General features: G+C 74.5%; 1 protein-coding gene. It reads right to left on the reverse strand.

The features are described from left to right. Positions 1–19: 19 nt before the first annotated feature. The gene (locus IF01_RS42575) at positions 20–26,665 is read right to left on the reverse strand and encodes an EndoU domain-containing protein (RefSeq protein WP_037781828.1); all 26,646 of its coding nucleotides are present in this window, start codon (positions 26,663–26,665) and stop codon (positions 20–22) included. Positions 26,666–26,685 lie beyond the last annotated feature (20 nt).

Here is a 26,685-nt window from a genome sequence, read left to right on the forward strand (position 1 = left end):
CCAGGTGTCGGTGGTCCCCTCACGCTCGTGCGCCGGCTCCGACAGGTCCGAGTCGCCGGGGAAGGTTGCGCAACGCCGATGCCCCGAAGCCGGGCATCCACTCGTCGGCAACCGGTCCCAGGTCCGGCGTGTCGTCGTTCGAACTGTTCAGCGACGACGTGTCGGACTCCGACTCCGAGGTCAGGTGCTCGTCCTCCGAGGTGTGCGGCAGTTCCTCCGCCGACGCGCGACGCGGCGGGGGCGGGGGCGGAGTCTGCAGCAACGGAACCTGCCCGGACGGGACCTGGACGACCGGCGGAATCTGCTCCACCTGTGCCTGCTCCTGCTGTGCCTGCTGCTCGTGCTGTACCTGTACCTGCTCCTGCTGCACCTGCTGCTCGTGCTGTACCTGTACCTGCTGTACCTGCTCCTGCTGTACCTGTACCTGTACCTGTACCTGTACCTGCTCCACCTGCTGCACCTGCTCGTGCTGCACCTGCTCCCCCGCGTCCCGCGACGGCGGGCCGACCCGGAAGCTCCGGACGCCGCCCACGGGCCCGGGCCCGCCCTCGGGCTCCGAGCCGTCCGGCGCCGGACGCCGGACCTGGGCGGTGGTGGTCACGATGACCACGTCCACCTCGCGCGGCGTCGTCCGGAGCACCCCGCGCAGCCGCCGCTCCAAGCGGTCGGCCTCCCTGGTGGCCCGGTCGGCCGGGACGTCCAGGGTGACCTCCACCCGCTGCGGCGCGTCGCCCTCGGCACCGAGGACCCGCTGCCGGACCTCCTCCAGCAGCCTGTTCATCTCGCCGGTACTGCGGGCGTCGGCCGCCAGCCGGATCGTCGGATCCGGGCCGGCCGACGGCTCTCGCAGGCTCAGGTCCCCGGGCTGGTGCGTGCCTTCGGTGTTCCAGCGGGCGTTGAGGTCCGCCGCCGACAGGTCGGGGTCCTCGCCGGACTGCTCGGTCAGGTCCTGGAGCCGGCGCCGTTCCTCCGCCGTCACCGTCCCGCCGTCCCGCACCCGGCGGAGGTGCTCGAAGGCCCCGCCGTTCGACTCGTCCCCGGCGAGGACGAGCATCCGGTCCAGGCCCCGCAGCCACCGCACGGCCCGGTCGCCCTCGGTGGTGAGGGACCCGGCGAGCAGTTCCCGGGCGACGTGGCCGACGCCCAGGATCCGGGCGCGGTCGGCGGGGGCGTCCGGGTCGAGCCTCAGCGCGTCCGCGACCGACCGCACCGCCGTGGTCGGCGCGCCGTGCAGCAGGAGCTCACCGTCGGGCGTGCCCTCGTCGAACCGCAGGTAGCCGCCGGACGGGACGTCGGTGCTGCCCTTGACGTTGTCGACGGGGATGTCGATCTCGATCGCCATGAGCTCCTTGCGCGGGAGCACCTCCCCGTCCTTGTGGTAGAGCACCTCCACCTCGGCGAAGCCCCGGTACCGCGCGGTGTCGGTCTTGATCTTGGCGTTGTTCACGACCTGGCCGCCCTCGCCGGTCGCGAGGTCGGTCCGGTACTGGTAGGCGCCGTCGGCGTAGGCGCCGCCGCGCCCGCCGACGTACTCGTTGATCTCTCCCTTGGCACCGCCGGTGACGCGCAGCGCCGCCTGGACCGTGCGCTGGGAGTTGGCCCCGTCGGTGACCGAGGTCGTGTTGGTCGGGTTGGACTCCGACTCCGCGTCGGTCCGGACGAACTCCAGCTGCTTGACCTTCACCCGCACCTCCACCCGCACGTCGCCGGCCAGATCGGGCGGGCCGATCCGCAGGGTGGAGTTCCCGGGGCCGTGGGTGACCGTCGGTTCCCCCTGCACGGGGGCCCGGCCCTCGTTCTCGCCCGAAGCGTGCGGGGTGGGCGGGGTGGGCGGAGTGTGCGGGGTGAGCGGGGTGCTGAGGCGGCTCGCCAGCGCCACCGGGTCGATCATCCGGTCCACCATGCCCCGGATCCGGTCCCAGGCGTCCGCGCCCAGGAACTCCTTCGCCCCGGCCGTCAGTTGCTGCCGCGCGTCCGGCCCCATGTCGGCCGTCCGCACCACGTCCGTGTCGACCAGCCCGTGCGTCCACACCCGGTCCGGCGGGATCCGGACCACATTGTCCGCCGCCGTGTGGTCGGTGAGTCCGCGCAGTTCGGCCCCGCGCGGCGCGGTCGCGGAGTCGAAGACGTTGCCCGGGTTGGCCTGGGCGCCGACCGGCGCCTGCGCCCTCGTCTCGGCGATGTCGACGACCACCTCCATGCCGAGCGGCCGCCGGAAGTACGCGTGCTTGGTGGCCATCACGAACGGGGGCGTCGTGCCGACCGGTTCCTTCCACTCGACCCTGAAGTGCAGGTCCGCCTCACCGGAGAAGATGCTCGCGTTCTTGGGCTTCACCTTGGTGGTGTTGCCGGAGCCCGCGCGGTTGGACCAGGTCTCCTGGGTGTCGTGGCCGGTGGACGCGGTCAGCGCCCCGCCCGCGTACCAGGCACCGCCGTTGACGCCCAGCGTGGTGCGCAGCTGGTGGCCGGAGCCCGCCCCGCCGCCGGTCGCTCCGTCGGCCGCCGAGTGGGTTTGCTCGGTCTGCGTACCGGTGTTGAACTCGGTGGTCGTGGTGCTGCCGGTGTGGGCCAGCCGGCGGACGGACGCGCCGATCCGGACGGTCACGCCGCCGTCGGAGACCACGAGCTCCCGGCCCGACATCATGGCCTTGAGCTGGTCGTGCAGGGTGTTCGGGGTGAGGGTGTCGTAGAGCTTCTGCCGGAGGCCGGACCGGCCCACGCCGTCCAGCCACTTGGTGATGTTCCGCCCGCCGAACTCCCCCGGGTCGCCCGCCGAGCGCAGCAGGGCCTCGGCGAAGTCGCGGGTCCTGGCGCCGGTGTTCCCGTTGCCGCCGTTCGTCCCGGCGCTGTTCGCGACGGCGCTGTTGGCGACGATGGTGTTCGTGCTGGTGTTGTTCGTCCCCAGGCTGTCCGCGCCGAGGCTGTTCCCGCCGGCGCTGTTCTCGTTGACGTGCCCCGCGCCGGAGTTCCGGTCGGAGGGCACCGGTCCGGTGCTCCCGCGGGACGACGCCGGGCCGTTGTTCACCGCCTCCGGCACGAACACATTGGTGACGACGTCCGAGGACCCGAGCCGGTGCGTCTGCCAGATGCGGTCCGGGACGGCGCGCGGCGCTTCCACCGGGCTGTACTGCGGGGTGATGACCTCCGCCGCCGCCCGGATCTCGTGGAGCTTCGTCGTGCTGGGGATCAGACCGCCCGTCCAGCCCCGGATCTCCACCTCGAACACGGCGTCGGCGTCGGACACGGAGGCCCGCGACACGTTCTTCGCCCGGTTCACGGTGCTGCCCGCGGTCTCCAGGGCGATGCCGGTCGCCGAGTCGTGCCGGTAGGAGTAGTCGACCGTCAGCACGCGCTTGCCGTCCGAGCCGGGCTTGCCGCTCAGGCCGACGGTGCCGGTGATGCGGTCCCGCTGGTCGTAGGAGACGCCGTGACCGGTCCGGTTCTGCGTGCCGACCTCGATCTCGGCGTCGTTCACCTCGCGGCGCAGCACGGGGGCCTCCCGCAGCCTGGCCCGGACGATCACCTCGGCCGACCAGCCGGCGCCGCCGACCGGCACCTTGAGCACCCCGCCCCGGGTGAGCTGGGACAGGTTGGCCTGGAGCGTCCGCGGCCCGAGTTCCTCGGCGAGGACGCGCTCCAGCTGCCGGGAGACGCCCCCGCGCGCGGCGAAGCGCTTCTGCAGGGCGGCGCGGACGTCGGTGAGCACCTGGCCGCCCCCGCTCCGCCCGTCGGGCAGGTCCTTGAACGAGACCACCGAGGAGGCGCTGAGCTGGTTGCGCGGCAGGACGGTGTGGGTCCGCAGGTGCGGCTCCTGCGGCAGTTCGGCCTTCGGGGCGCGCACGCTGAACTCGGTACTGAAGTCCCCCTCCACAGGGCGTGGAGCGCCCCTGCCCTCCAGGGTCACGGTCAGTACCACCCGGCCGCCGAAGATGTCCTGCGCGTCGCGGATCTTGCTGTTCGCGTAGAGCTTGTCCCCGGCGGAGTCGCGGGTGCCGACCCGGACCCGCTCCTGCCAGCTGAGGTCCGCGTTGCCGTAGGGCTGGTCGGCGACCATGGGGAAGCCGATGCCGCCCTGCGTGACCTTGTGCTTCCCGGTCTGCCGGCGCTCCGAGCTGAAGGTGCTGGTCTCGTTCTGCCGGCTGAGGTCGGCGCTGGCGCTCTGCCTGAGGTACGCCGGATCCACGAGCGTGGCGGTGACGGTCACCTTGAGGTTGCGGCCCAGCACCGTGTCCCTGAGGACGCCCGGCTTGCTCTGGTCGAAGGAGTTCAGCTCGAACCGGTCCCCGCGGGTCATCGCGCTGAGCCGGGACGCCAGCGCGGGCTGGGTGACGAGCTGCATCACCTCGTCCCGCACGGTCGGCCAGAGGCTCCCGTAGTAGTCCTTGCCGGCCACCTCCAGGTCGGTCCGCAGCTTGTCGACGGAGCCGATGTCGCGGACGACCGTGGACTCCGGCAGACGGTTCTCGACGAGCCTGGCCACCGCGGCCCTGGCCGTGTCCGAGTCGTGCTGCGGCGGCGTCAGCAGGTCGGACTGCGGCATGACCGTGCGGAACCCGACCGGGATCTCGACGGCGTCGCCGAGCTGCCGGTCGCCCTGGTGGACCGCGACCTCCAGGTAGCCGTCGCCGTCGAGGATCGCGCCGGGTTCCTTGGTCTTGGTGGTGACCGCGGTCTCCAGCGTCCGGCCGGAGATGTGGATCGTGTCCGACCCCTTCCGGCCGCCGTAGGAGGCGTTGACATTGCGGTCGTCGAGGCTGATCCGGCCGCCGCCCTGGAGCTGCCGGAGCCCGCTCACGACCTTCCGCCGGAGCCTGGTGACCATGTCGCCCGCGCCGGTGTTGAACTCGGTCTCCTTGGTGAGGGCCAGGACGTTGAGTTCGCGGTTGGCGGCCTTCACCTCGATCCGGACGTCGCTGCCGGGGATCCGGAGGACGACGGACTCGCCGTTGGTCATGCCCTTGAAGTCCTGCTGGAGGCGCTGGTAGCCGAACTCCGCCACGAGCCGGTCGGACAGCGACCTGCGGTCGCTCCCGAGCGCCGCCCTGACCTCGGCGTTCCCGGCGAGCAGGTCGACCACGCCCGCCATGACCTGCCGCGGCAGCGGCCGGCCGGGCGGGGTGCTCAGGTCCTGCATCTCCACACTGCCGCCCGCGTCCTCGCCCGGCGTGGCGCGCAGCCGCGGCAGGCCCTTGGCGTGGACGTCCAGCATGACGTGGGACAGGTGCAGCCGCGGCTGGGTCCGGCGGGCCTGGTCGAAGGTGTCCGGCCAGGCGAGGTGCGCGGCGTCGAGGTCGTCGGCGGAGGCCCGGGTCTCGCGCTGCGGGATGCCGACCTCGATCGGCGTCGTCACGACGTTCGCGGCCGCCGGGTCCACGCGGACCGACAGGTCCTCCGTCCCCCGCCGGCCGGCCGGCTGGTAGCCGACCTCCAGGCGCAGTTGGCCGTCGAACATCTCGGTCCGCTCGGTGGTCTTGGACCGGGAGAAGAACCGCGCCCGGGTGGTCAGGCCCTCCCAGGACATCAGGTCGCCCTGGACCCCGCCGGAGCCCTGGAGCCTGAGCAGCTTGAAGAAGTCGAACCGCCCCTGCAGTCCGAGCCCGAGCCGCTTGCGGCCGCCCGTGGTCGTGCCGAGCGTCACGACGCGGTCGCTGCCGCCCTCGTACTCGAACTTCTCCTTCGTCTTGTCCTTGCCCCGGTGCACCAGGTCCGCGACCTCGCCGCGGACGGTGACGGTGCCCTGCCGGGCGTCGGTCCCGACCGGGATGTGCAGGACCTCTCCCCGGGAGAGGGAGGACACCTGGGCGCGCAGGCCGGAGTCGCTGAACAGGGTCTCCGCGAGCGACCTGGCCAGGGCCTGCCGGTTGGGGGTCCCCTCGGGGAGGACGTGGGCGATCCGCGCGGCGAGGTTGACGACCAGCGTGCTGCTGGGCTCGCCGATGCCGGTCACCATGTGCGAGCCGGAGAGCACGCCGGACTCGGTGACGGTCCGCGGCGGCAGCACCGGTGTCCGCTCGTCGGTCCTGGAGGAGGACGCCACCACGACGGGCTCGACCTTCGGCGGGGGCAGCTCCTCGATCTCGCTCTTGGACGGGGTCTTCTGCTGCTCCTTGTCCTCGGACGAGGTCTTCTGCTGCTCCTTGTCCTCGGACGGGGCCTTCTGCTGCTCCTCCTTCTCCTCGGACGGAGCCTTCTGCTGCTCCTCGTCCGTGCGCGGGGGCTTCGACGGCTTGCTGCCCGAGCTCTCCCCCTTCGTCTCCGCCTTCTTCGCGGTCTCGGCGTCCTCCATCGCCTTGATCCGCCGACGGATCTCCGGCATGTCGTCGTCGGCCGCCCGCTTGCCGTGGACGGGGTTCTCCGGCACAGCGCTACTGGCGACGCCGTCGCTCTCGTCGACCGTCGTGGGGGCCTTGGCCTTGCCCGCGGCGTTCGTGCGGATCCGCTGCAGGTCCTCCTCGGTCAGCTCCTGCTCGGCCTCCCGCCGCTCCCGGTCGAGCCGCTCCTGCTCCTGGTCCTCCAGGGCGTCCCGCCGCTGCCGGTCGAGGCGCTCCTGCTCGTGCCGCCGCTCGGCGGCGGCGACGGTCGAGTAGCCCTCCCGCTCGGTGTGGTCCAACGTGATCCGGCGGCCGTTCGCGGGGCCGAACTCGGCGACCGCCAACCGGTTGTCGCCGACGTCCACCAGCGTGACCCGGAGGTCCAGCGCGGTGGCGGTGAGCACGGCGAAGGCGTCGCGGACGGCGCGGGGATCGATCGCGCCGCCCCCGTCCTCGTGCCAGGCGGTGATCTCCCGCTGGAGGTCCTCGACGAAGGGCTGCCAGTCCGCCGGCTCGTTCCCCAGCCCGCGGGCCCAGACGGTGTAGAGCTCGTGCGCCTCCCGCGCCAGCTCCGGGTTGTCCCGGAACCGCTGCTGGACCAGCTCGCGCAGTGCCCGCTCGGCGGCGGGCGGGTCGGCGGCGAGCCGCTCGCCCTCCGTGTCGCCGAACAGCTCCCGCAGCAGTTGCGGGTCCTCCTCGACGAGGGCGCGCAGCAGCGGCGAACCGGCCTCCGGGGCCTCCCCCTCGACCTGCGGGGTGTGCCGCGGGCCGAGGACGCTCCCGTTGCCGGGGGTGGAGTGCTGGCGGGAGTCCTGCTGGCCGGGTCGGCCCCAGTACTCGGCGATCAGGCCGCCCTCGCGGCGGACGTGGACCACGACCCCGCCGACGGTGTCCTGGACGACGCCGTCGTCCGGCACGTGCTGCCCGGCCGCGCGCAGCTGGACGAGCACGGTGGCGGCGGCGTTGCGGGCGTCGTCGGCGGACCACTCGCGCGGCAGGCCGGGGCCGGCCGGGTCGTTCCAGGCCCGGGCGGTGAAGTCCGGCCGGAGAGTGCCGACGTCCAGGTCCGGTGTGCCGACGGGGGTCCGCTCGTCCGGCCGCAGGGGGCCGGGTTCGCGCAGCGCGGTGGGGCCGTGCAGCGGGAACGCCTCGTGGGTGAAGGCGTTCACCGGCGAGGCGGCCCGGAACAGGCCGGGGAACAGGGCGTCCGGGCGGTTCCAGCCGGGCGCGGGGGCCAGCGGGCCCAGCAGGCCGTGCAGGCCCAGGGAGTTGGCAGCCTGGACGCCGATGCTGCGGAGGGCACCCGCGGGGTCGGCCACCGGCACCACGTTGACGTTGACGAGCAGGGGCTGCCCGCCCTGGCCGTGCTGGGCCCAGGCCTGCGCGGCCGCGGCGTTCACCCGGAGGGCGAAGTCCCGGACCTGCTGGGGCGTGGTGCCCGGGTCGGCCGTCAGGTGGAGCGGGACGGTGACGTCGAGGCCGTGCTGACCGGAGTCGAAGAGCACCCGCCGGGCCAGCAGCCGGGCGCCGCCGACGGGCAGCTCGACGGTCCCGCCGGCACCCGTCACCCGGGCCGGGTCCCAGTGGGCGAGGACCGGACCGGGTTGCCGGTCGGACGGCCGGTAGGCGAGGTGCTGGCCGTCCCGGGAGAGGCCCTCGATGCGGACGCCGCCCGCCTCGCCGATCCAGCGGTAGGTCCGCTCGTCGACCCGGACCCGGGTGTACGCGGAGCGGTGCGCGGTCTCGACGGCGTCGAGGAGCATCGGGCGCGTCCAGGTGCGCGGGAACATCGTGCGGCCGTGGGTCTCCCGCGGCTCGCGCCAGTGGTTGCGGAACGCGGCGAGCGGGCTGTCCGGGGCTACGGTCGCGTCGAGGAAGCGCACCCGGGCCCGGTAGGTGCCGTTGGGCGCCGCCGGGCCGCGTTCGAAGACCTCGACGCCGCGCCGGCGCTGCCAGTCGGGGAGGTCGGCGTTCTGGAACAGGGCGGGCTCGTGGTGGGGGCCGGTCATGCTCTGCCGGTCGCCGTAGCGGGCGACGTCCTGGGCGCGCTGCCCGTAGCGCTGCAGGCCGGCGGGCCGCGACGGCGCGGTCGCGGGGATGTCCGGGTGGGACTGGGGGGACAGGTCGGAGAGTCCGTCCCAGGCCCTGGCCGCGGGGCGGTGACGCGTCGGCACGGGCGGCTGGCCGTCCTGGTCGGGCTGGCTGTCGGACGGCCGGAAGTCGAGGAACTCCCCGGCCCGGATCCGGCCCTCGATCCGTACGCCGTGGTACTCGCCGGTCCATCGGTGGCCGCCGCCCCCGGTCGGGACGATCCGGCCGTGGCGGCGGGCGTCGAGGTAGGCCTGTTCGGCGGCGTACAGCGCGTCGTCCTCGGTCCAGTGCTGCGGGAACATCCGCCGCCGGACGGCCGTGTCGGAGCTGTGCAGGTCTCCGGAGTCGCCGACGAGGCCGATGTCGGCGGCGCGCCTGGTGCCGCCGCGGCCGGTCGGCGCGGCCTCGAACTCGACGTGCAGGACGCCGTTCGGGTGCCGCCCGATCACGCCGGTCGGCCGGGGACGGTCCGAGCCGGGCGGCGGGATCAGGTGGCCGCCGGGGTTGTGCCGGTCGCCGTAGAGCGAGGTCTGCCGGGCGTCCGGGCCGAAGGAGGCCCGTGGTGGCTGCCCGCCGCCGTCGCCGAGGCGGGACGGCTGGGTGCCGAACGCGCCGTCGACGGCGGCGCCCAGGTCGCGCAGATTGCGCGGGGCCAGGGTGCCGCGGCCCGGTGCCCGGGTGCCGCCGATCCCGGCCTGCTGGTCGGCGGAGACCCGGCCGTGCTCCACGCTGTCGGAGCCCATCAGCCGGGCGTCGGTGTGGACGGGGTTGCGGCGGTGCCGTTCGCGGTACTCGTCGGGCAGGCCGAGCAGGTGGCCGATCTCGTGGGCCACGACGTGCGGCGCGGAGTCGAGGGACCAGGCCTCGTGGTTCTCCCTGGGCATGGTGCGGTGGAGGTCGATGATGTGGATGTGGTGGTTCTCGTCGTCCATGTGGTCGACGAACTCGGGGCGGACCAGCAGCACGTCGCCGTTGGGCAGCCGGTGGCCGATGTTGAGCACCTCCTCGACGCCCTGCCAGGCGTTCTCCATCACCCGGTCCATTTCCTCGGGCGTGAACTGCTCGGTCGGTGCGTCGTGGTCGTAGTCGCTCTCCGAGTCCGTGGAGCGGCGGTCGAATTCCATGCCGGGGGTGTCGGACAGCAGGGCCGGCAGCAGGTGGATCCGCACCACGAGTTCGGTGGCGGGTTCACCGTTCTCCAGGAAGCCGCGCCGGGCCTCGTAGCCGCGCAGGGCGGCGGCGGAGACGGTCTGGCGGAAGAAGTCCGCCGGCGGCCTGACCTCCCGGGAGCCGGTGATGTGGTCGAGGAAGGACTCGGCCCCGTCCATGGAGGTGTCCGAGTGGGCGTCCATGGAGGTGTCCGAGGCCGCGTCGTCGACCTGCTGGTGCGGCTGCTCGTGGGGCTGCGACCCGGAGGGGTGCAGCGCCTGCAGGGGCGGCCGCTGCGCGGCCGGGGGCCGCCGGCGCTGGTCGGCGAACTCCTGGCCGGGGACTCCTTCGTAGTCGGTGATCCGCCCGTTCCGCAGCGTCACCCGGATCCGGACACCGGCGAACTCGCCCTCGAACGGGCCGTTCGGGCCGTCCGACTCGCTCGCGACCATCCGGGCCGCGTGCCGGCGCTCGGCCTCGGCCCACTCGGGCGGCAGGCGGCGCCCGGCGTCCTCGGCGAGGTCCTCGTGGAACGGCGGCGTGTACTCCGTCGGGTTCTCGTCCTCCTCGCGGGTGCGCGTCGGCGGACGCTCACCGGTGCCGGGGGTGACGGGGGCCCTGAGCGTGGACGCGGGCGGGTCGCCGGCCGGGCCGGCCGCCTGCTGGTCGTCGACCGGCCGGTGGGCGAGGTGCTGGCCGTCCCGGACGATGCCCTCGATCCGGACACCCCTGGACCGGCCGGTCCAGTGCACGCTGCCGTCGGGCAGCTCCGTCGAGCTCGTCCGGTTCCGGTAGGCGTGGTCCACCCGCTCCAGGGTGTCCTCGGGGCCCCAGTCCTTCGGGTAGAAGGTGTGCCCCTGCTCGTCGGCGCGGCGGTGCCAGCGGGACGGGAAACGGCTCATCGGCGAGCCCGGTGCGACGGTCGGGTCCAGGAAGTAGGCGTGTGCCCTCCGGGTGCCGTTGGGGTTCGTCGACAGGTCGGGCCCGACGTGCAGGCCGCGCTCGGCGAGGACGGCCGGACCGGGTCGGTCGTTGTGGAAGCCGGTGAGCGTGTGCCGGTCGCCGTAGCGGTTCAGTTCGTCGACCCGGTGGCCGAAGGGCGTGACCCGGAGCTGGGGGACGAACGTGGCCGCCTCGAGTCCGTGCTGGTTGTCGGAGGGCCGGAACCAGGTGAACTCGCCGCCCAGGATCTCGCCCTCGATCCGCACGCCGCCGTACTCGCCGGTCCACCGCTGCCGGCCGCCGACCGGGCCGCTGACGCCGTTGGTCCGCCGGGCGTCCAGGTACGCCTGCTTCGCGCCGTACACCGCGTCGTCGGCGTCCCAGTGGTCCGGGAACATCGTCCGGTACCGGTCGCCGGAGCGGCGGCCGTCCGCAAGAGCGCCGACGTCGGTCCGGTAGGTGCCGTTGGGGTTCTGCGAGCCGGGCACCGGCGGCAGCCGGCGGCGTCCGGAGGCGGGCGGCGCGGGCAGGTGCCCGCCCCGGCCGTCCGGCCCGTCCTCCAGGGAGGTCCGGCGGGCGTCCTCGGCGAACTCCGCCCGCCGCGGCTGCGTACCGGGCGGGGTCGCCTCCGGGGGTGTGCCGAAGGCCCGGTCGAGCACCGCGCCCAGCTGGTCGAGGTTGTGCGGCCGCACGGCCGCCTCAGGCATGGCGGTGCCGTTGTCCTGCCGGGGGTGGGCGGAGTCGACCGACACCCGGCCGAATTTGTCCAGCGAGGCGGAGCTCATCAGCCCGAGCCCCGGGTAGACGGGGCGCGGGCCGGTGCCGGGCCGGCGGTACTCGTCGTCCAGTCCGAGCAGGTGGCCGACCTCGTGGGCGATCACCCGCGGATCGCTCTCCACCCCCCAGTTCCCGCTGTCCTCCGCGGGGGAGCCGTCCCAGAGTTCGACGGTGTGGTGCGGCTCGTCGGTCGCCTCGACGAACCGGACGGCCACCTCCAGCCGGGAGCCGTCGGGCAGCCGCTGGCCCTGGTCGTAGACCTGACGCAGACCCGTCTCGGCGGAAAGCCGCAGGTGTTCGAGCTCCCAGGTACGCCGGACTCCGGTGCTGGTCACGCCGTCGGTGTCGAGGTGCACCCGGACGGTCAGGACGGTCCGGGTGTCACCGTCGTGATCCACCACCCGTTGCGCCTCGAAGGCCTGAATCCGCTGGGCCTGCAGGGAGGACAGGAACCTGCCCCCGGGCGTCCCGGTGTCGGGCGGCCGCACCTCGACCGTGCGCAGCACCCGCCCGGGCGCGGGCGCCGGGGCGGCCGAAGCCTGGTCGCCGAGGCGCTGCCCGGGCGCGGCGTGGTAGTTGACGATCCGGCCGTTCTCGACCCACAGCCGCATCCGGACGCCGGCGAACTCGCCCTCGACGATCGCCTCCGTCCGGTTGCGTCGCCGGTGGTGGTCGCTCTCCAGCAGCACCTGCTGGGCGGCGTGGTGGCGCTCCTCGACCCGCCATTCCCGGGGCAGGCCGAGGCCGCCGTGCACCAGGGCCTGGGGTTCGAACAGGCCCCGGTTGTAGGGGGCCGCCGGCGGCTCCAACGGGTCGGGGGCGGTCGGCGGGTCCTGGGGGTCCGGGAACCGCAGCATGGCCGCCGAGTCGCGGTCCACCCCGTCCCGGACGCCCTCGGTGGCGTCGAACAACGCATCGAGCAGCCTGCTCCCGTGCTCCGGCTGGAGCGCGTCCGGGAGGGTGATGCCGCCGAGGCCGAAGTGCCAGGCGGCTTCCTGCGGCTGGTCGGTGAACTCCAGGGTCGCCCGCAGCTGCCGGCGGTCGGTCGAGTTCTCGAACATGCTCTCGACGTGGTCCGTCAGCCGGTCCCGCACGGACTGGGCCTGCTCGGGCGTCAGCCCGGTGGTGTCGAGGTGGACGGGAAGGATGAGCAGGTGCACCTCGTGGCCGCTGTCGACCAGGCCCCACCGGGCGCCGAACCGGACGCCGCCCAGCTCGACCTCCGCCTCCTCCGAGAGGTAGAGCTGGCGGGAGTCGGCCCAGTCCGGGGTACTGCTGTCGGGTCGACCGTCGGCCGGGCCGTGCACGAGGACCTCGTCGCCCCGGGAGATCCCGGTGATCGCCAGCCCGTCGTGGACGCCGAAGAAGCGGGCGCGGCCGTCCCCGAGGTCGAGCCGCCGGTCCGGTCGTGCCGCGACCGTGCGGGCGGCCTCGGCGATCATTTCGTCGCTCCAGTGCTCGGGATAGGTCAGGGGTCCGCGGGGGTCCCCGGAGGACCACCAGCGGGACGGGAACCGGGAGAGCGGGGCGCCGGGTTCCACGGCGGTGTCGAGGTGGCCGAGGATCAGTTCGCGGACGCCGTCCTGGCGGACGCGTTCCCCGACCACGGTGGCCCGACGGCCCGGTCCGTCGAGGTGGGCGGACGGGGCGGGCGGCGTCGGGGCCGCCAGGTCGGTCAGCGGCGGGGCCTCGGTCTCCCGCACCGGGGCGGCCGCCGGGGTGTCGTCGCGCAGGACGACCTGGTCGGCGGTGTCGTGCGGGCCGAACCCGGCGATGACCGCTCCGGCCTCGTCGACCACGACCATCCGCACCCGGAAGGTGTGCGCCAGCAGCGGGGCGAGTGCCCCGCCGAGTCCGCCGTCGCCGTCGCGCGCGGGGTCCCAGTCCAGGAGTCCGTGCCGCAGGCCGCGCAGGGCGTTCGCCGTCCCGGAGTCCGGCTCCAGGTCCGGGCGGAAGCCGGCCACGACGTCGCGCGGGAGGTCCTCGGGCCGGGTCCGCTGGAGGTACTCGGCCACCTCCGCCATCATCAGCCGGTGCACCTCCGCCGACGGGACGTTCTCGGGCAGCCCGAAGTACTCGCGGAGGCCGTCGGGGTGCCCGTCGACGACCGCCCGCAGCAGCCCGACCGGGTCGGGTGCCTCCAGCACCGGGCCGTCGGCGCCGGGCGTGAGCAGCACGGGGGCGTGGGCCGGGCCGGCGGGGTGGGTCTGCGGGGGGACGTGCAGCTGCGGGAGGCCCCGCTGGTCGCCGATGCCGCGGTAGCCGGCGATCCGGCCGTCCACGACGTCGATCTCCAGCAGGACGCCGCGGAACTCGTCGAGGACGACACTGCTCTCGGTCGGGCGGATCCCGGCGCGGTCGACGAGCTGGGTGACGGCCCAGCGCGCGTCGCGGGCGGTCCACTCGCGGGGCAGGCTCTGGTCGGCGGGGAGGGTGCGCGGGTCGAGGTCGACCGCCGCCCGACTGAACCGGAAGTCCATCGCCTCCACGGCCCGCCGGGTCGCCGCGTCGGTGCCCGCGGTCACGGCGGGCCGCTGCTCGCCCGGCCGCAGCGGGCCGGGCTCGCGCAGGTCGGCGGGGACGCGGGGGGCGCCCCCGGCGGCGTGCAGGTCCGCGAGGAGGTCGACCCGGGTGGGTGCCTCCTCCTCCAGCCGGGCGGCCGTCTCGTTGAACACGTCCGCGTCGGCCCAGTGGGCAAGCGGGCCCAACAGGTGGCGGAGGCTGTGGGCGGTGTCGACCGCCGCCGGATCGTCCGGGTCGGGCAGGGCGTCGTGGTCGACGATCACCCGGGCGAAGGGGTCCGGGTGCTCGTCGCTGAAGTCGAGGCGGACGGCGACCAGCACCTCCGGCATCCCGTCGGCGTCCGCGGTCTCCCGCACCCGGTGGTCGACGTAGGCGTTCACCCGGCGCTGGAGCTCGCCCTGGGCGGCAACCTGCTGCGGGCGGGTCAGGCCGCCCTCGACGGACACCTGGACGGGGAGGGTGATCTCCAGGCCGAGCTGCCCGGAGTCGAACAGCACCCGGGAGACGGTGACGGTGCGGCCGTCGAGGTCGACGTCCTCGCCGCGGACGGTGTGGCGCGCCCGGAGGTCGTCCCAGGCCCGCAGCGGCGGCGTCGGCTGGTCCTCGGTGGGGCGGTGGGCCAGGTGGGCGCCGTCCCGGGAGAGGCCCTCGATCCGGACCCCGTCGGCCTCGCCGACCCAGTAGTACGTCCGGCCGTCCTCCAGGTACACCCGGCGCTCGGCGGGGACGCCGTCGTGTGCCGCGTCGACCCGCCGCAGCAGGTCCGCCGAGGACCAGGCGCGCGGGTACATGGTGCGCAGGCCGTCGTCGGAGTCCCGGACCCGCCAGCGGGTCGGGAAGTCGGCCAGCGGGGAGTTCGGCGCGACGGTCGGGTCGAGGAAGGCGACCCGGGCCCGGTAGGTGCCGTTGTGGGCCGGGGGCATGGTCTCGACGACCCGGGCGCCGTGCGCCCGGAGCGCGTTCTCCCCGCCGGACAGGTCCGGGTCGAGCTCGTGGTGCAGGCCGGTGAGGTGCTGCCGGTCGCCGTAGCGGGCGACGTCCTCGGCGCGCTGGCCGAAGGCACCGAAGCCCTGGGCCGGGTTGTCGCTGCGGGCCGGGTCGTGCCCGGTGAGGGCCAGCGGGTCGGGCCGGTGCGGGGCGTTGCGGGGCGGGTCGGTGTCGGGCTGGGTGTCGGCGGGGCGGAAGGACAGGAAGGTGTCACCGCGGACCTCGCCCTCGATCCGCACGCCCGCGTACTCACCGGTCCAGCGGCGGCGGCTCCCGCCGAGGTGGACCACCTGGTCGGTGCCGAGCGCGTTCAGGTACGCCTGCTCGGCCGCGTACACCGCGTCCTCGCTCGTCCAGTTGCGCGGGAACATCCGGCGCCGGACCGCACCGGTGGTCAGCAGGTCACCGGCGGCGGACTGCGTGTCCACCCGCCGGGCGCGCGGGACGGCGTTGTCACCGGAGAACTCGGCGACCACGACGCCGTTGCGCTCCACCCGCACCACCCGCTCGGGCGCCGGGCGGTCGGAACCGACAGGCGGCAGCAGATGCCCGCCCGGATTCCTCGTCCCCCCGAACAGCGAGGACTGCCGGGCATCCAGACCGAACGACGCCCGACCCGGCAGGTCGTGCGCGTTCGGCACCACCCGCACCGGACCCAGCGCCTGCTCGATCACCGCGCCCAACTCCCGCAGGTTCCGCGGCTGGAGGGCGAAGCGGATGTCGGTGCCGTCGGTGAGGATTCCGGCGTCCTGGTCGAACCGGACCCGGTTGTTGCCGGCGTGGGTGCCGCCCATCAGCCCGGCGTCGGGGTACGAGGGCCGGGGGCGGATCCCGGGTTCGACGACGACGGTGTTGCCGTCCTCGTCGACCGTCTCCTCGCGGACACGCCGCTCCCGGTACTCGTCGGGCAGACCGAGCAGGTGGCCGAGCTCGTGGGCCAGGACGGTGCGGTCCGTGTCCAGGCTCCAGAGGCCGGAGTGCTCGCGGATCGGCGGCTCTCCCGGCTCCGAAATCCGGACCTCGACCTCGTGGTGCGCGGCGTCGGGGTCGTCGACGAACTCGACCCGCACCACCAGGACATCGCCCTCGGGCAGCCGGTGACCGGTGTTGTAGTAGTCGTCGACACCGCGCCGGGCGCGAGCCCGCAGGTCCCGCAGCGCGGCAGTGTGATCCTGACCGGCCGGCAGCTCCGAGGTGTCGAGGTGAATCCGCACCACGACCTCGACCGCCGGCGAGCCGTCCAGCAGGACGGCCCGGCCGGCCTGGAAGAGCCGGTGCACGGTGGCGGTGCTGCTGTGCAGCGCCGGGTCGGCGGGCGCCTCGACGTCGGTGGTCCGCAGGACCCGGGCGATCCGCAGGTCCGGTGCCGGGGCCTCGTACGCCGGGCGCACCCCGGCCGCCGGGCCGTCCATGTCGGTGTCGGTGTCGGTGTCGCTGCGGGTGTCGCTGTCCGTGTCCATGGAGCGGCGGCCGGCGTCGGAGCCGTCCACCGACTCCATCTCCTCGTCGGAGTCCCGGTACGGGTCCGGGTCCACGTCCATGTCCAGGTCCTCGTCCCGGCCCGGGGTCCTGGGCAGCGTGGACTCGTCCTGTCCGGGGGTGGTGGGGCGGCCGAACTCGTCGTGGCCGGGCATCGTGGGCCAGTAGCCGGGGGTGGTGGGCAGGGCGTTGTCGTCTCCGCCCGGCGTCGTGGGCCGGGAGTCACCGTCGTCGCCCGGGGTCCGCGGCAGGGCGTTGCCGTCTCCGCCCGGGGTCGTGGGCGCGGAGTGCCCGTCCGAACCGGAGGAGTACGGCGCGCGCCGCTGCGGGGCGAGCACGGGGGCGGGGTGGGCCGCGGCCTCCCCGCCGAGCGGCGGAACGTGCAGCTGGGGGAGGTCGCGCTGGTCGCCGACACCGGTGACCAGGACGATCTGCCCGTCCTCGACGTGGACCGCGAGGTCCACACCGTCGTAGGAACCGTGGACGACCTCGGTCAGGGTCGAGCCGTTCAGCATCTCGTGCTCGTCGAGGACCTGCAGCGCGACCCAGCGCGTGTCGAGGGCGGTCCACTCCCGGGGAAGGCTGTGCGTGACGGGCAGGTTCCGCGGTTCGGCGGCTATCGCCTCCTGGCTGAACCGCACATCCAGGCCGCGCAGTCGGGTCGCGGTCTGCTGGTCCCAGCCGGGCAGCGTGGCGGGCCGGCGCTCGCCCGGCCGCAGCGGGCCGGGTTCGCGCAGGTCGGCCGGGACGCGGGGGGCGCCCTGCTGGGCGACCAGGTCGGCGTGCGGGGTGGCGAGGCCGTCCAGGGCGGCGACCAGCGAGTTGAACACCTGCTCCTGGCCCTGGAAGGCCAGCGGGCCCAGGACGTCCGACACGTCCGACGCCGAGCCGGGGCGCACCAGCACGCCGGAGAAGACGTCCGGACGTCCGGGGGTGAAGTCGAGGACGACGGCGACCAGCCTCGGCGGCACCCCGTCCGGGCCCGCGGTCTCCAGCGTCCGGTCCCGGACGTAGTCGTTCACCCGCTGCTGGACGTGCTCCTCGGCGAACGCCCGGTACTCGGGCGTCACCGGGCCCTCGACGACGGTGCGCACGGGCACGGTGATCCGCAGGCCCTCCTGCCCGGAGTCGAACAGCACCCGGGAGACGGACAGCGGACGGTCGCCCAGCCAGGTCGCGGTGTCCTGGGAGGTGCGCAGCACCCGCCGCTGGTTCCAGTCGGTCATCGGCTGGGCGTCGGCCGGGCGGTGGGCCAGGTGGGCGCCGTCGCGGGAGAGCCCCTCGATCCGGACGCCGGCGGCCTCGCCGGTCCAGTAGTACGTCCGGCCGTCGTCCAGGTAGACCCGGCGCTCGGCCGGGACACTGGCGTGCGCCTCGTCGACCCGGGTCAGCAGTTCCTCGGACCGCCAGGCCTGCGGGTACATGGTGCGGCCGCTGCCGCCGTCGGCGTTGTGGCGGAAGCGCCAGCGGGTCGGGAGCTCGGCGAGCGGGGAGTTCGGGGCGACGTTGGGGTCGAGGAAGGCGACCCGGGCCCGGTAGGTGCCGTTATGGATCGGCGGGCTGGTCTCGACCACCCGGACGCCGTGGGCCCGGAGGGTGTTCGCCGGATCGGTGACGTGTCCGGGGTTCAGTTCGTGGTGCAGGCCGGTGAGGTGCTGCCGGTCGCCGTAGCGGACGATGTCCTCGGCGCGCTGGCCGAAGGCGCCGAAACCCTGGGCCGGGTCGTCGGGGGTGAGCCGGTGCGGGGCGTTCAGGGGCGGGTCGATGTCGGGCTGGGTGTCGGCGGGGCGGAAGGACAGGAAGGTGTCGCCGCGGACCTCGCCCTCGATCCGCACCCCGGCGTACTCGCCGGTCCAGCGCCGGCGGGCACCACCCAGCGGGACCACCCCGTCGTTGGCCAGCGCGTGCAGGTACGCCTGCTCGGCCGCGTACACCGCGTCCTCGCTGGTCCAGTTGCGCGGGAACATCCGGCGGAACGCCGGCCCGACACCGAGCAGGCCGCCCTCGCCCAGCAGGTCACCGGCGGAGGAGGAGGTGGCCGGCCGCCGGGACGGCGGCAGCGCCGCGTCCGTGGGGAAGTCGGCGACCACGACGCCGTTGCGCTCCACCCGCACCACCCGCTCCGGGCCCGGCCGGTCCGAGCCGGTCGGCGGCAGCAGGTGCCCGCCCGGGTTCCGCCGCCCGCCGAACAGCGAGGTCTGCCGGGCGTCCAGGTCGAAGGACGCGCGGTGCGGCAGGTCGTGAGCGTTCGGCACCGGCTGCACCGGACCGAGCGCCTGCTCGATCACCGCCCCCAGCTCCCGCAGATTGCGCGGCATCAGGGCGAACCGCATCGGGGTGCCGTCCGGGTTGACGCCCGCGTCCATGTCGACGCGGGCCCGGCCCCGGGCCGCCAGGGCGCCGGCCATCAGCCCGGCGTCGGTGTACACCGCCCGGGGCCGGACCTCGTGCGAGACCACCACGAGGTCGGCGTTCTCGTCGAGTGTCTCCTCGAACAGTCGGCGCTCGCGGTACTCGTCGGGCAGGCCGAAGAGGTGTCCGATCTCGTGGGCGAGGGTGGCGCGGTCCGTGTCCAGACCCCAGAGGTCGCTGTGCTCACGGACATCCCCCTCCTCGACCCGGACCCGGTGGTGGGCGACGGCGGGATCGTCGACGAACTCGACCCGCACCACCAGGGCATCGCCGCCGGGCAGCCGGTGGCCGGTGTTGTAGTACTCGCCGAGGCCGAGCCGGGCGCGCCCGCGCAGGGCGTCCAGCGCCGCGGTGTGGTCCCGGTCCGCGGGCAGCGCGGAGGTGTCGAGGTGGATCCGGACCACGGCCTCGACCGCCGGTGAGCCGTCCAGCAGGAAGGCGCGGGCGGCCTGGAAGCGGCGCTGCCACGTGGCCTCGCTGCTGTGCAGCGCCCGGTTCGCGGGCGCCGTGACCTCGACCGGGTCGAGGACTGCGGAGAGGCCGAGGTCCGGTGCGGGCGCCTCGTGGGCCGGGCGGACCGGCCGCACCGGCAGTATTTCGTCCAGGTCCATCAGCAGGTCGGCGTACTCGTCCGCGTCCATGTCCTCGGAGCGGCGGCCGGAACCGGCGTCGGAGCCGTCCTCCCAGTCCATCGGCTCGTCGTCGGAGATCAGGTCCAGGGTGTCGGCCCGGGAGGAGGTCTCGTCGTCCGTGTCCGGGTACGACTCCATGTCCTCGTCGGCGTCGGAGCGGCTGTGGCCGCCCGGCGAGCCGAGGTCCTGCTCGGAGCCCTCGTCCGAGCCGGGGCGGTGCAGCAGCAAGCCCTCGCCGCCCGCGGCGGTCGGACGCCCGGCACCGCGTGCCGGCAGCGGCCGGGAGCCCTGGGGCGGCGGGGTGTGCCCGTCCGCGGCCCGGAAGTCGATGATCTGGTAGCTGTTCCAGTCCCGGACCACGGTGATCAGGACGTCGCCGAACCGCACCTGCCGGACCAGCTCGGCCCCCACCCGCCGCTCGGATCCGATCTGCTCGCCGCGGACGGCCGCGCGGATCATCTCCTCCCGCGTCCACTGCGGCGGCAGGCCCCGGCCCGCGTCGGGCCGCAGGGACGGGCTGACCACGTCGGCCGCCACCGGGTCGGAGAACGGCCGGGCCACCGTCGCCGGGCGGGTGCCGGTGCCGGACGCCGCCGGCTCGGTGAGCGGGTAGGAGCGCTGCCCGGACGCCGCCGGCGCGCCGGGCTGGTCGTCCGCCGGACGGTGGATCAGGTGCCGCCCGTCCCGGGTGATGCCCTCGATCCGGACGCCGTCGGCCACGCCGGTCCAGTGGACGGCGCCGTTCACGGTGCGCCGGTCGGTCGAGCGCCGGTAGGCGGAGTCGACGGCGTCGAGAACCCGCAGCGGGTCCCAGTCCCGGGGGTAGAACATGTTGTCCGGTGCGTCCGCGCGCCGGTGCCAGCGGGAGTCGAACTCCGCCAGCCTTGAGCCCGGGGAGGCGACGGGGTCGAGGAACCAGACCGGGGCGCGGTAGGTCCCGTTGGGGTTGGTGTGCACCGGTTGGCCGATGTCGATCCCGTGCACCGCGTTGGCCGTGTCAACCGGCCGGTGGTGCAGGCCGGTGAGGGTCTGCCGGTCGCCGTAGCGCACCAGGTCCTCGACGCGCCGGCCGAATGCGCCCTCGGAGGGGCGCCACGGCAGGTGCGGAGCGGCACCGAGGCCACTCTGGTCGTCGGACGGGCGGAAGGAGACGATCTCCACCACCTCGACCCGGCCGCCGCGCCGGTTCTCGGCCGGGTTCGCAGGCCGGAACTCGGTCCGGTTCTCGACCCGGCCCTCGATCCTCACCCCGCCGTACTCGCCGGTGAAGGTCCGGACGCCGGGGGCGACCTCGGTGAACGCCTCCGGGCCCCGGCGCAGCGCGTGCTGGTACGCCTGCTCGGTCGCGTACACCGCGTCGTCGGACGTCCAGTGCTCGGGGAACATCGTGCGGTGGCGGTCGCCGGCCCGGGGAGCGGGTGCGGGTGCGGCCTCGGGGGTTCCGGGCCTGGGGGGAAGGGAGGCGGTGAAGTCGGCGGTCCGGGGGGCCCGGCCGGTCGCCAGGTCCCCGGCCTGCCGCTCGGTCTCCGTCGACCGGCGGTCCGTCGTCACCTCGGTGGCCGGGGCGTCGAGCACCCGGAAGGTGCCGTTGCTGTTCTCGGAGCCCGGGACCCTGGCCGGCCGCGGCCGGTCGGACCCCGGCGGCGGGAACAGGTGGCCGCCGCCGCGCCCGTCGCCGTACAGCGCGGTGCGCAGCGTGTCCTCGTTCACCTGCGGCCGCGGCGGGTGGGTGGCGTCCGGGGCGGGTCCGCGGTCGGCGCCGAAGGCGAGGTCGATGACCGCGCCCAGTTGCCGCAGGTTGCGCGCGGGCAGGACCTGGTGCGGGTCGACGGAGTAGTTGCCCCTGGACTGGTGGTCCTGGTCGACCGCGATCAGGCCGTGGTCCGCGTCCCGGGCCCGGGACGCCATCAGTCCGCCGTCGAGGTAGACCGGACGGCTGCTCCACGACGCCTCGCGGTACTCGTCCGGGAGGCCGAACAGGTGGCCGACCTCGTGGGCGATGACATCGGCCCCGGTGTCGAGACTCCAGGTGCGGTGGTTGTCCCGCCCCGGGGTCGGGTTGATCTTCACGGTGTGGTGCGCGGCGGCGGGGTCGGTGACGAACTCGATCCGCGCCCGCAGCCGGTCACCGTTGGGCAGCCGCTGGCCGACGTCGTAGGTCGCCGCCATCCCGGCCCGGGCCCGGTCGAGCAGTTGTCCGAACCGTTCGGCGGTGCGCCGCTCCACCAGGGGCAGGTCCGTGGTGTCCAGGCGCACCCGGACGGTGATCACGGACTCGGTGTCGCCGTCGGGCAGCCGGACCCGGGTCACCTCGAACCCCTGGGTCCACCGCGCCTCCAGGCCGCGGTCGAAGGCGTCAGTCGGGGGCACGACCTGGCGGGTCCCCAGGACCTGGTGCGGTTCGGTGACCGGCGCGGTCAGCTGGCGCGGCGTCCGCTGGTCCGGATCGGCCCAGAAGTCGGTGATCAGGCCGTCCTGCACCCGGACGGTGAGCCTCACCCCGGCGAACTCGCCGTGGTGCAGCACCGGCCGGTCCATGCCGCCCGGCGGCACCGGGCCGGCGTCCACGGTCCGCCCCGTGGCCCGGATCCGGTGCGCGGCGTAGCGGGCCTCGGCGTCGGTCCACTCGTCCGGCAGGTTGCGGCCCGCCGTCGGGCGCTCCCACGCCGCGTCGGTGAAATGCTGCCTCGGCACGTCGACCAGGGCCGCGCCCGACACCGTCCACGGCGCCTCCGGCGGCTGCTCGGGCATCCGCTCCAGGACCATGCCAAGGTCGTGGGCGCCCGCCGCGTCGCGCAGCCGGGGCAGGGCGCCCAGGACGGTGAGGTTCGCCCCGGGGCCGATCCGGACCTCGGTGGCGTCCTGGTCGGTGGTGAACTCCAGCCGGAAGTCGAGCCTGGTGTCGCTGAAGTCCTGGTGCCCGGCCAGATAGCCGGCGACGTCGTCCTCCAGGGCCGTCCGGGCCGTCCAGAGGTCGGCCGGGCCGCTCTGCTCGTCGCCCACCAGGCGGACCCGGGCGGTGATCCGCAGGACCTCGGCGCCGTCGGCCGTCCGGTCCCGGCGCATCCGGACGTGTCCGAGCTCGGGCACCCGGACGTCGACGCCCTCGGTGTGCTGGGCGTCCGTCTGCCACGGGGACGGGCGGTGGGCCAGCAGGCCGCCGTCCGGGCCGAACACGGCTTCGATCCGGACGCCGCCCGACTGACCGACCACCAGGACGGAGCCGTCGGGCTGCGGGTAATGCTCCCCCGAGGTACGCACCGCCGTGTCCACGTGGGCCGCCACATCGGTGACGGTCCAGGTGGTCGGGTAGTACACCGTGCCGGGGTCCGTGAGGTCGCGGTGCCAGCGCGAGGGGAAGGCCTCGATCGGTGCGCCCGGCTCGATGCCCGGCGACCGCCGCCCGGAGAAGACCCGCACCGTGTCGTTGGACAGCACCGACTGCCGCAGGTCGCCCGACACCCGGGGCGGGCGGAGCGGATCCGGGATGCGGCCGCCCGGGCCCGCGGACTGCCAGCCGGAGAGCGGGTACTGCGCGGGGGCCGTGTCGTTCGCCGGGAGCGTCGTGGTGTCGTGGTCCTCGGTGCCGTCCGTCGTCGGCCGCAGGACCGTCGGGAGGTCGTCGCCACCGGGGCGCCAGGGCGCCGAGAGCTCGACGGGTCCGCCGCCGTCGGGCACCGTGTTCCGCAGCGGCGGGAGGTCGCCCGGGTGCGGCGGGAGCGGCCGCCGCGGGGCGTACGGGGGCGGCGCCGCGTCGCCCTGCTCCTGGTGCGGTCGGAACCCGGTGACCGCGCCGTCCCGCTGGGTGCCGGTGATCGTCACACCGGCGTACTCGCCCGTCCACACCGGCGAGGAGTCGTCGGTGCCGCGGCGCCGGGAGTCCAGGTGCGCCTGCTCGACGGCGTACACGATCTGGTCGACGGTCCAGTGCCGGGGGAAGAACGTCCGGGGCTGCGCGCCGGAGCCGTCCGGGGCCGGCAGCCGGACGGTGTCGTTGGCGTTGGTGCGGAGCTGTCCGGCGAACGCCGCCTCGACGGAGGGGCGCAGCAGGGAGCCACCGGTGCCGCTACCGCCGTCCTCGCCGTACAGCGCGGCGTCGCGGACCCGGCCCGCGATCCGCGGTGGGACGGGCGTGTGGTCGGCGGCGTGCTCGGGGGTGAAGGCCTCGTCGACGGTGTCGCCGACGGTGCGCAGGCGGCGCGGCCAGTCGACGGCGGTGCGGTCGGCTCCCGGAACGCGGTGGAGGTCGCGCGGGCCCTCGACCAGGCCGAGGACGCGCCCCAGCTCGTGCCCGATCACCTCCCGACCGGCCCGCAGGCCCCAGTTGGCCGCGTCCTGGTCGACGGCGTCCCGGTGCACCTTCACGGTGTGGTCGGCCTTGGCGGCCGAGTCGGCGAACTCGACCCGCACCTGGAGCCGGCTGCCGTCGGGCAGTCGGTGCCCGAGGTTGTAGGCGGCGTTCACGGCCAGGCCGACGCGCTCGCGCAGCACGGTGACCCAGCCGGCCTGGCCCGGCGGCACGTCGGTGTGGTCGAGGTGCAGCCGCAGGACGAGTTCGGTGACCGGGTCGCCGTTCAGCGAGCGGCCGCGCCGGACCTCGTACGGGCGCAGCGGGGGCGGCTCGGGCGCGCCCTCGATCCGGAGGTAGGCGAGCGGCTCGACCCGCCGGGTGTCCGGGTTCGGGCGGAGCTCGACGAGGGAGCCGGCGAGCGGCACGGGGACCGTCGGCGCGAGCGGCCGCTCGTGCGGGGGAAGGGGGTGGGTCCCGGTCCCGTCGTGCGGCGCGAGGGGCGGGTCGGTCTCGTCCCGGCCGAGCGTACGGGGCTGCGAGGTGAGGTCGGAGGCCCCGGTCCGGGGCGGCTGCGCCGAGGTGTCGGTCCGGTCGGAGGCACGGGGGGCGGTGGTGTCCTGGCCGAGCAGCGGCGAGGCGGGGCTGCTGGTCCGCGGTGCGACGGGCGGCTGCGCGTCGTGGTCCGGGACGCGGTTCGGCGTGTGGTCGGGGGTGGTGCGGTCGGCGGCGGGCCCGGAGGCGGTCGTGGTGCGGCCGGGGCCGCCGGGGGCGGTGGCCGTCGCCGTCGCGGTGGCGGGCAGGGTGTGGGCGGCGGTGTTCGTGGCAGCGCTCCGGTTCCGGGGGGCCGTCAGCGTGTCGGCCGAGGACTCGGTCGCGACCGGGGGCACCGGCCGCTGCCGGCCCGAGGTGCTCGTCTTCGGCGCGTCCTGGCCCGGTCCCTCCCCGGGCCTGCGGTCCGGCGCCTTCTGCTCCGAACCCTTCTGCTCCGGGGTGCGCTGGTCCGAGGTCCGCTGCTCCGGGGTCCGCTGCTCCGACGCCTTCTGCTCGGCGTCCGGCGTGCGCGGCTTCGGCGCGACGGCCGGGGCGTCCTCCGACTGGACCTTGACCGGCGTCGCGGGGGCGGTCTCCTCTCCGGCCTTCTTCCCGCCCTGCTCGGACCGCGCCGAGGGCTCGTCGTGGACCGGCACCAGGGTGTCGGTGCTGCCGCCGACGGTCCGGGTCAGGGTCTCCAGCAGGGACAGCGAGTGGTCGCCGCGCTCCTCCGCCAGGAAGTCGACGTAGGGCAGCAGTTGCTGCATCCACTCGGCCACCTCGTGGTCGGCCGCCGGGGTCTTGATGTCCATGCCCGAGGCGTGCGACATACCTTTCGCGACGTCGTCCAGCGAGTTGATCCGGAAGCTCTTGGCGAACTCGAAGGCCTCCGGGTGGCCCATCCGGGGCACCGGGAAGGGCACGATCTTGCCGGACGCCATGGTGGCGAGCGCGGCGAAGGTGATCGGGTGGTAGAGCGGGAAGTACTTGCCCTCCCCCTCCTTGACCGCCTGGAACTGGGTCTGCTGGACCCAGTCTGCGTAGCGGTGCATCAGCGGCGCCGAGCCGAGGTGCATGACGTGGCCCATCATCGCGGTCATCATGCCGCCGACGAAGCTGCCCGCGGTCACGGTGAACTCGTGGTTCTCGCCGAAGATGAGGTTGTAGAAGCCCTCGCTGAGCACGTTCTGGGTGCCGGACTGGACGTAGTTGCCGAGCGCCAGGCCGAGCTGGAACATCTTGTTGCCCTGGGTCAGACCGTCGGCGAGGTCCGGCAAGTGCTTGCCCAGCGCACTGATCTGATGACTCGTCAGTCCCTTTCCGGCATTGCCCTCCAGGACGGCGCCCAGCGCGTCCTTGAGGCCCTCGCTGGCCGCGCCCCGGGCCACGACGGTCTGCTGCGCCTTGCCGACCCACTTCTCGGCGAACTTCTCGCCCAGCTCGCGGCCGAGCGCCCCGGCCTCCTTCTTCCCGAGCTGCTCCCCGAGGTGCTTGACGAAGGTCTTCTCCATCTCCTTGACGAAGGTCGAGGAGAGCGAGCCCTGCGTGGTCTTCCCGAAGCCCGCCTGGAGCTGCTCGGTGGACGCCTCGATCAGGCTGCCGAGGTCCCGGGCGAACGCCCTGGCCTCCGCCTTCTTCAGGGCCTGGTCGGCGAGCCCCTTCGAGGTCTCCTTGCCGATCACGCCGAGCGGGCCCTTCTCGCCGGCCTTGGCGGCGGCCTCGGCGGCGATCTTCAGGGTGCCCTTGAGGCTCTTCAGCTCGCCGCCGACCAGGTAGTCGCTGAGCTTGTCGGCGAGCAGCCGGCCGCCGCTCTTGCCGAGCAGCCGTCCCAGCAGCTTGCCCAGGCCCAGGCCGAGCAGGTCCAGCGGACCGCCGAGGATGCCGCCGATGACGCCGAACAGCACCGCCTGCTTCTGGAGCTCCTTGTCGATCTCCTTGCGGTTGCCCTGGCCGATCTGGAGGTTCTGGATGATGCCGTCCATCAGCAGACCGCCGACGATGCCCGAGAAGGTGTGCATCGCGATCGTCTTGAGCAGGTACTTCATCAGGGCCGTGAGCGCGGCCTTGGTGAGCAGCTTCTTGAGCACCAGTCCGGACAGGCTGGTGCCGAAGCTGAACGGCGCCCAGAGGATCGCCAGCGCGATCTCGATCATCAGCTGCACCAGCTGGGCGATGGCCATCCACTTGGTGTACTCGACCGTGTTGGCCACGTCGCCGGCGCAGTTCGCCAACGCCTTGGCGGTCTTGGCCGCCGCCGAGACGTAGTCCTCGCCGGACTTCGCGCCGGTGGCGGACCGGCCGATGAAGGAGTTCATCTGGTACGCGAAGGTGACGGCGGCCTGGCCCTTGAACTGCCGGGCGCAGGAGATCGCCACCTTCTCGATCAGCGCCCGCAGCTCCGGCAGTTCCGTGGCCAACTGCTCGTAGGCGTCCCGGACCTCGCGCAGGTCCCCCTCACGAACCTCCGGCCAGGGCATGCCGGTGATGATCGTGAAGAACCGCGCGGTCGATTCGTTGACCTCGATCGAGGAGTGGGCCACGGGGACTGCCTGCCGTTTCC

The sequence above is a fragment of the Kitasatospora purpeofusca genome (assembly GCF_000718025.1).
In the GTDB taxonomy this organism is placed as follows: domain Bacteria; phylum Actinomycetota; class Actinomycetes; order Streptomycetales; family Streptomycetaceae; genus Kitasatospora; species Kitasatospora purpeofusca.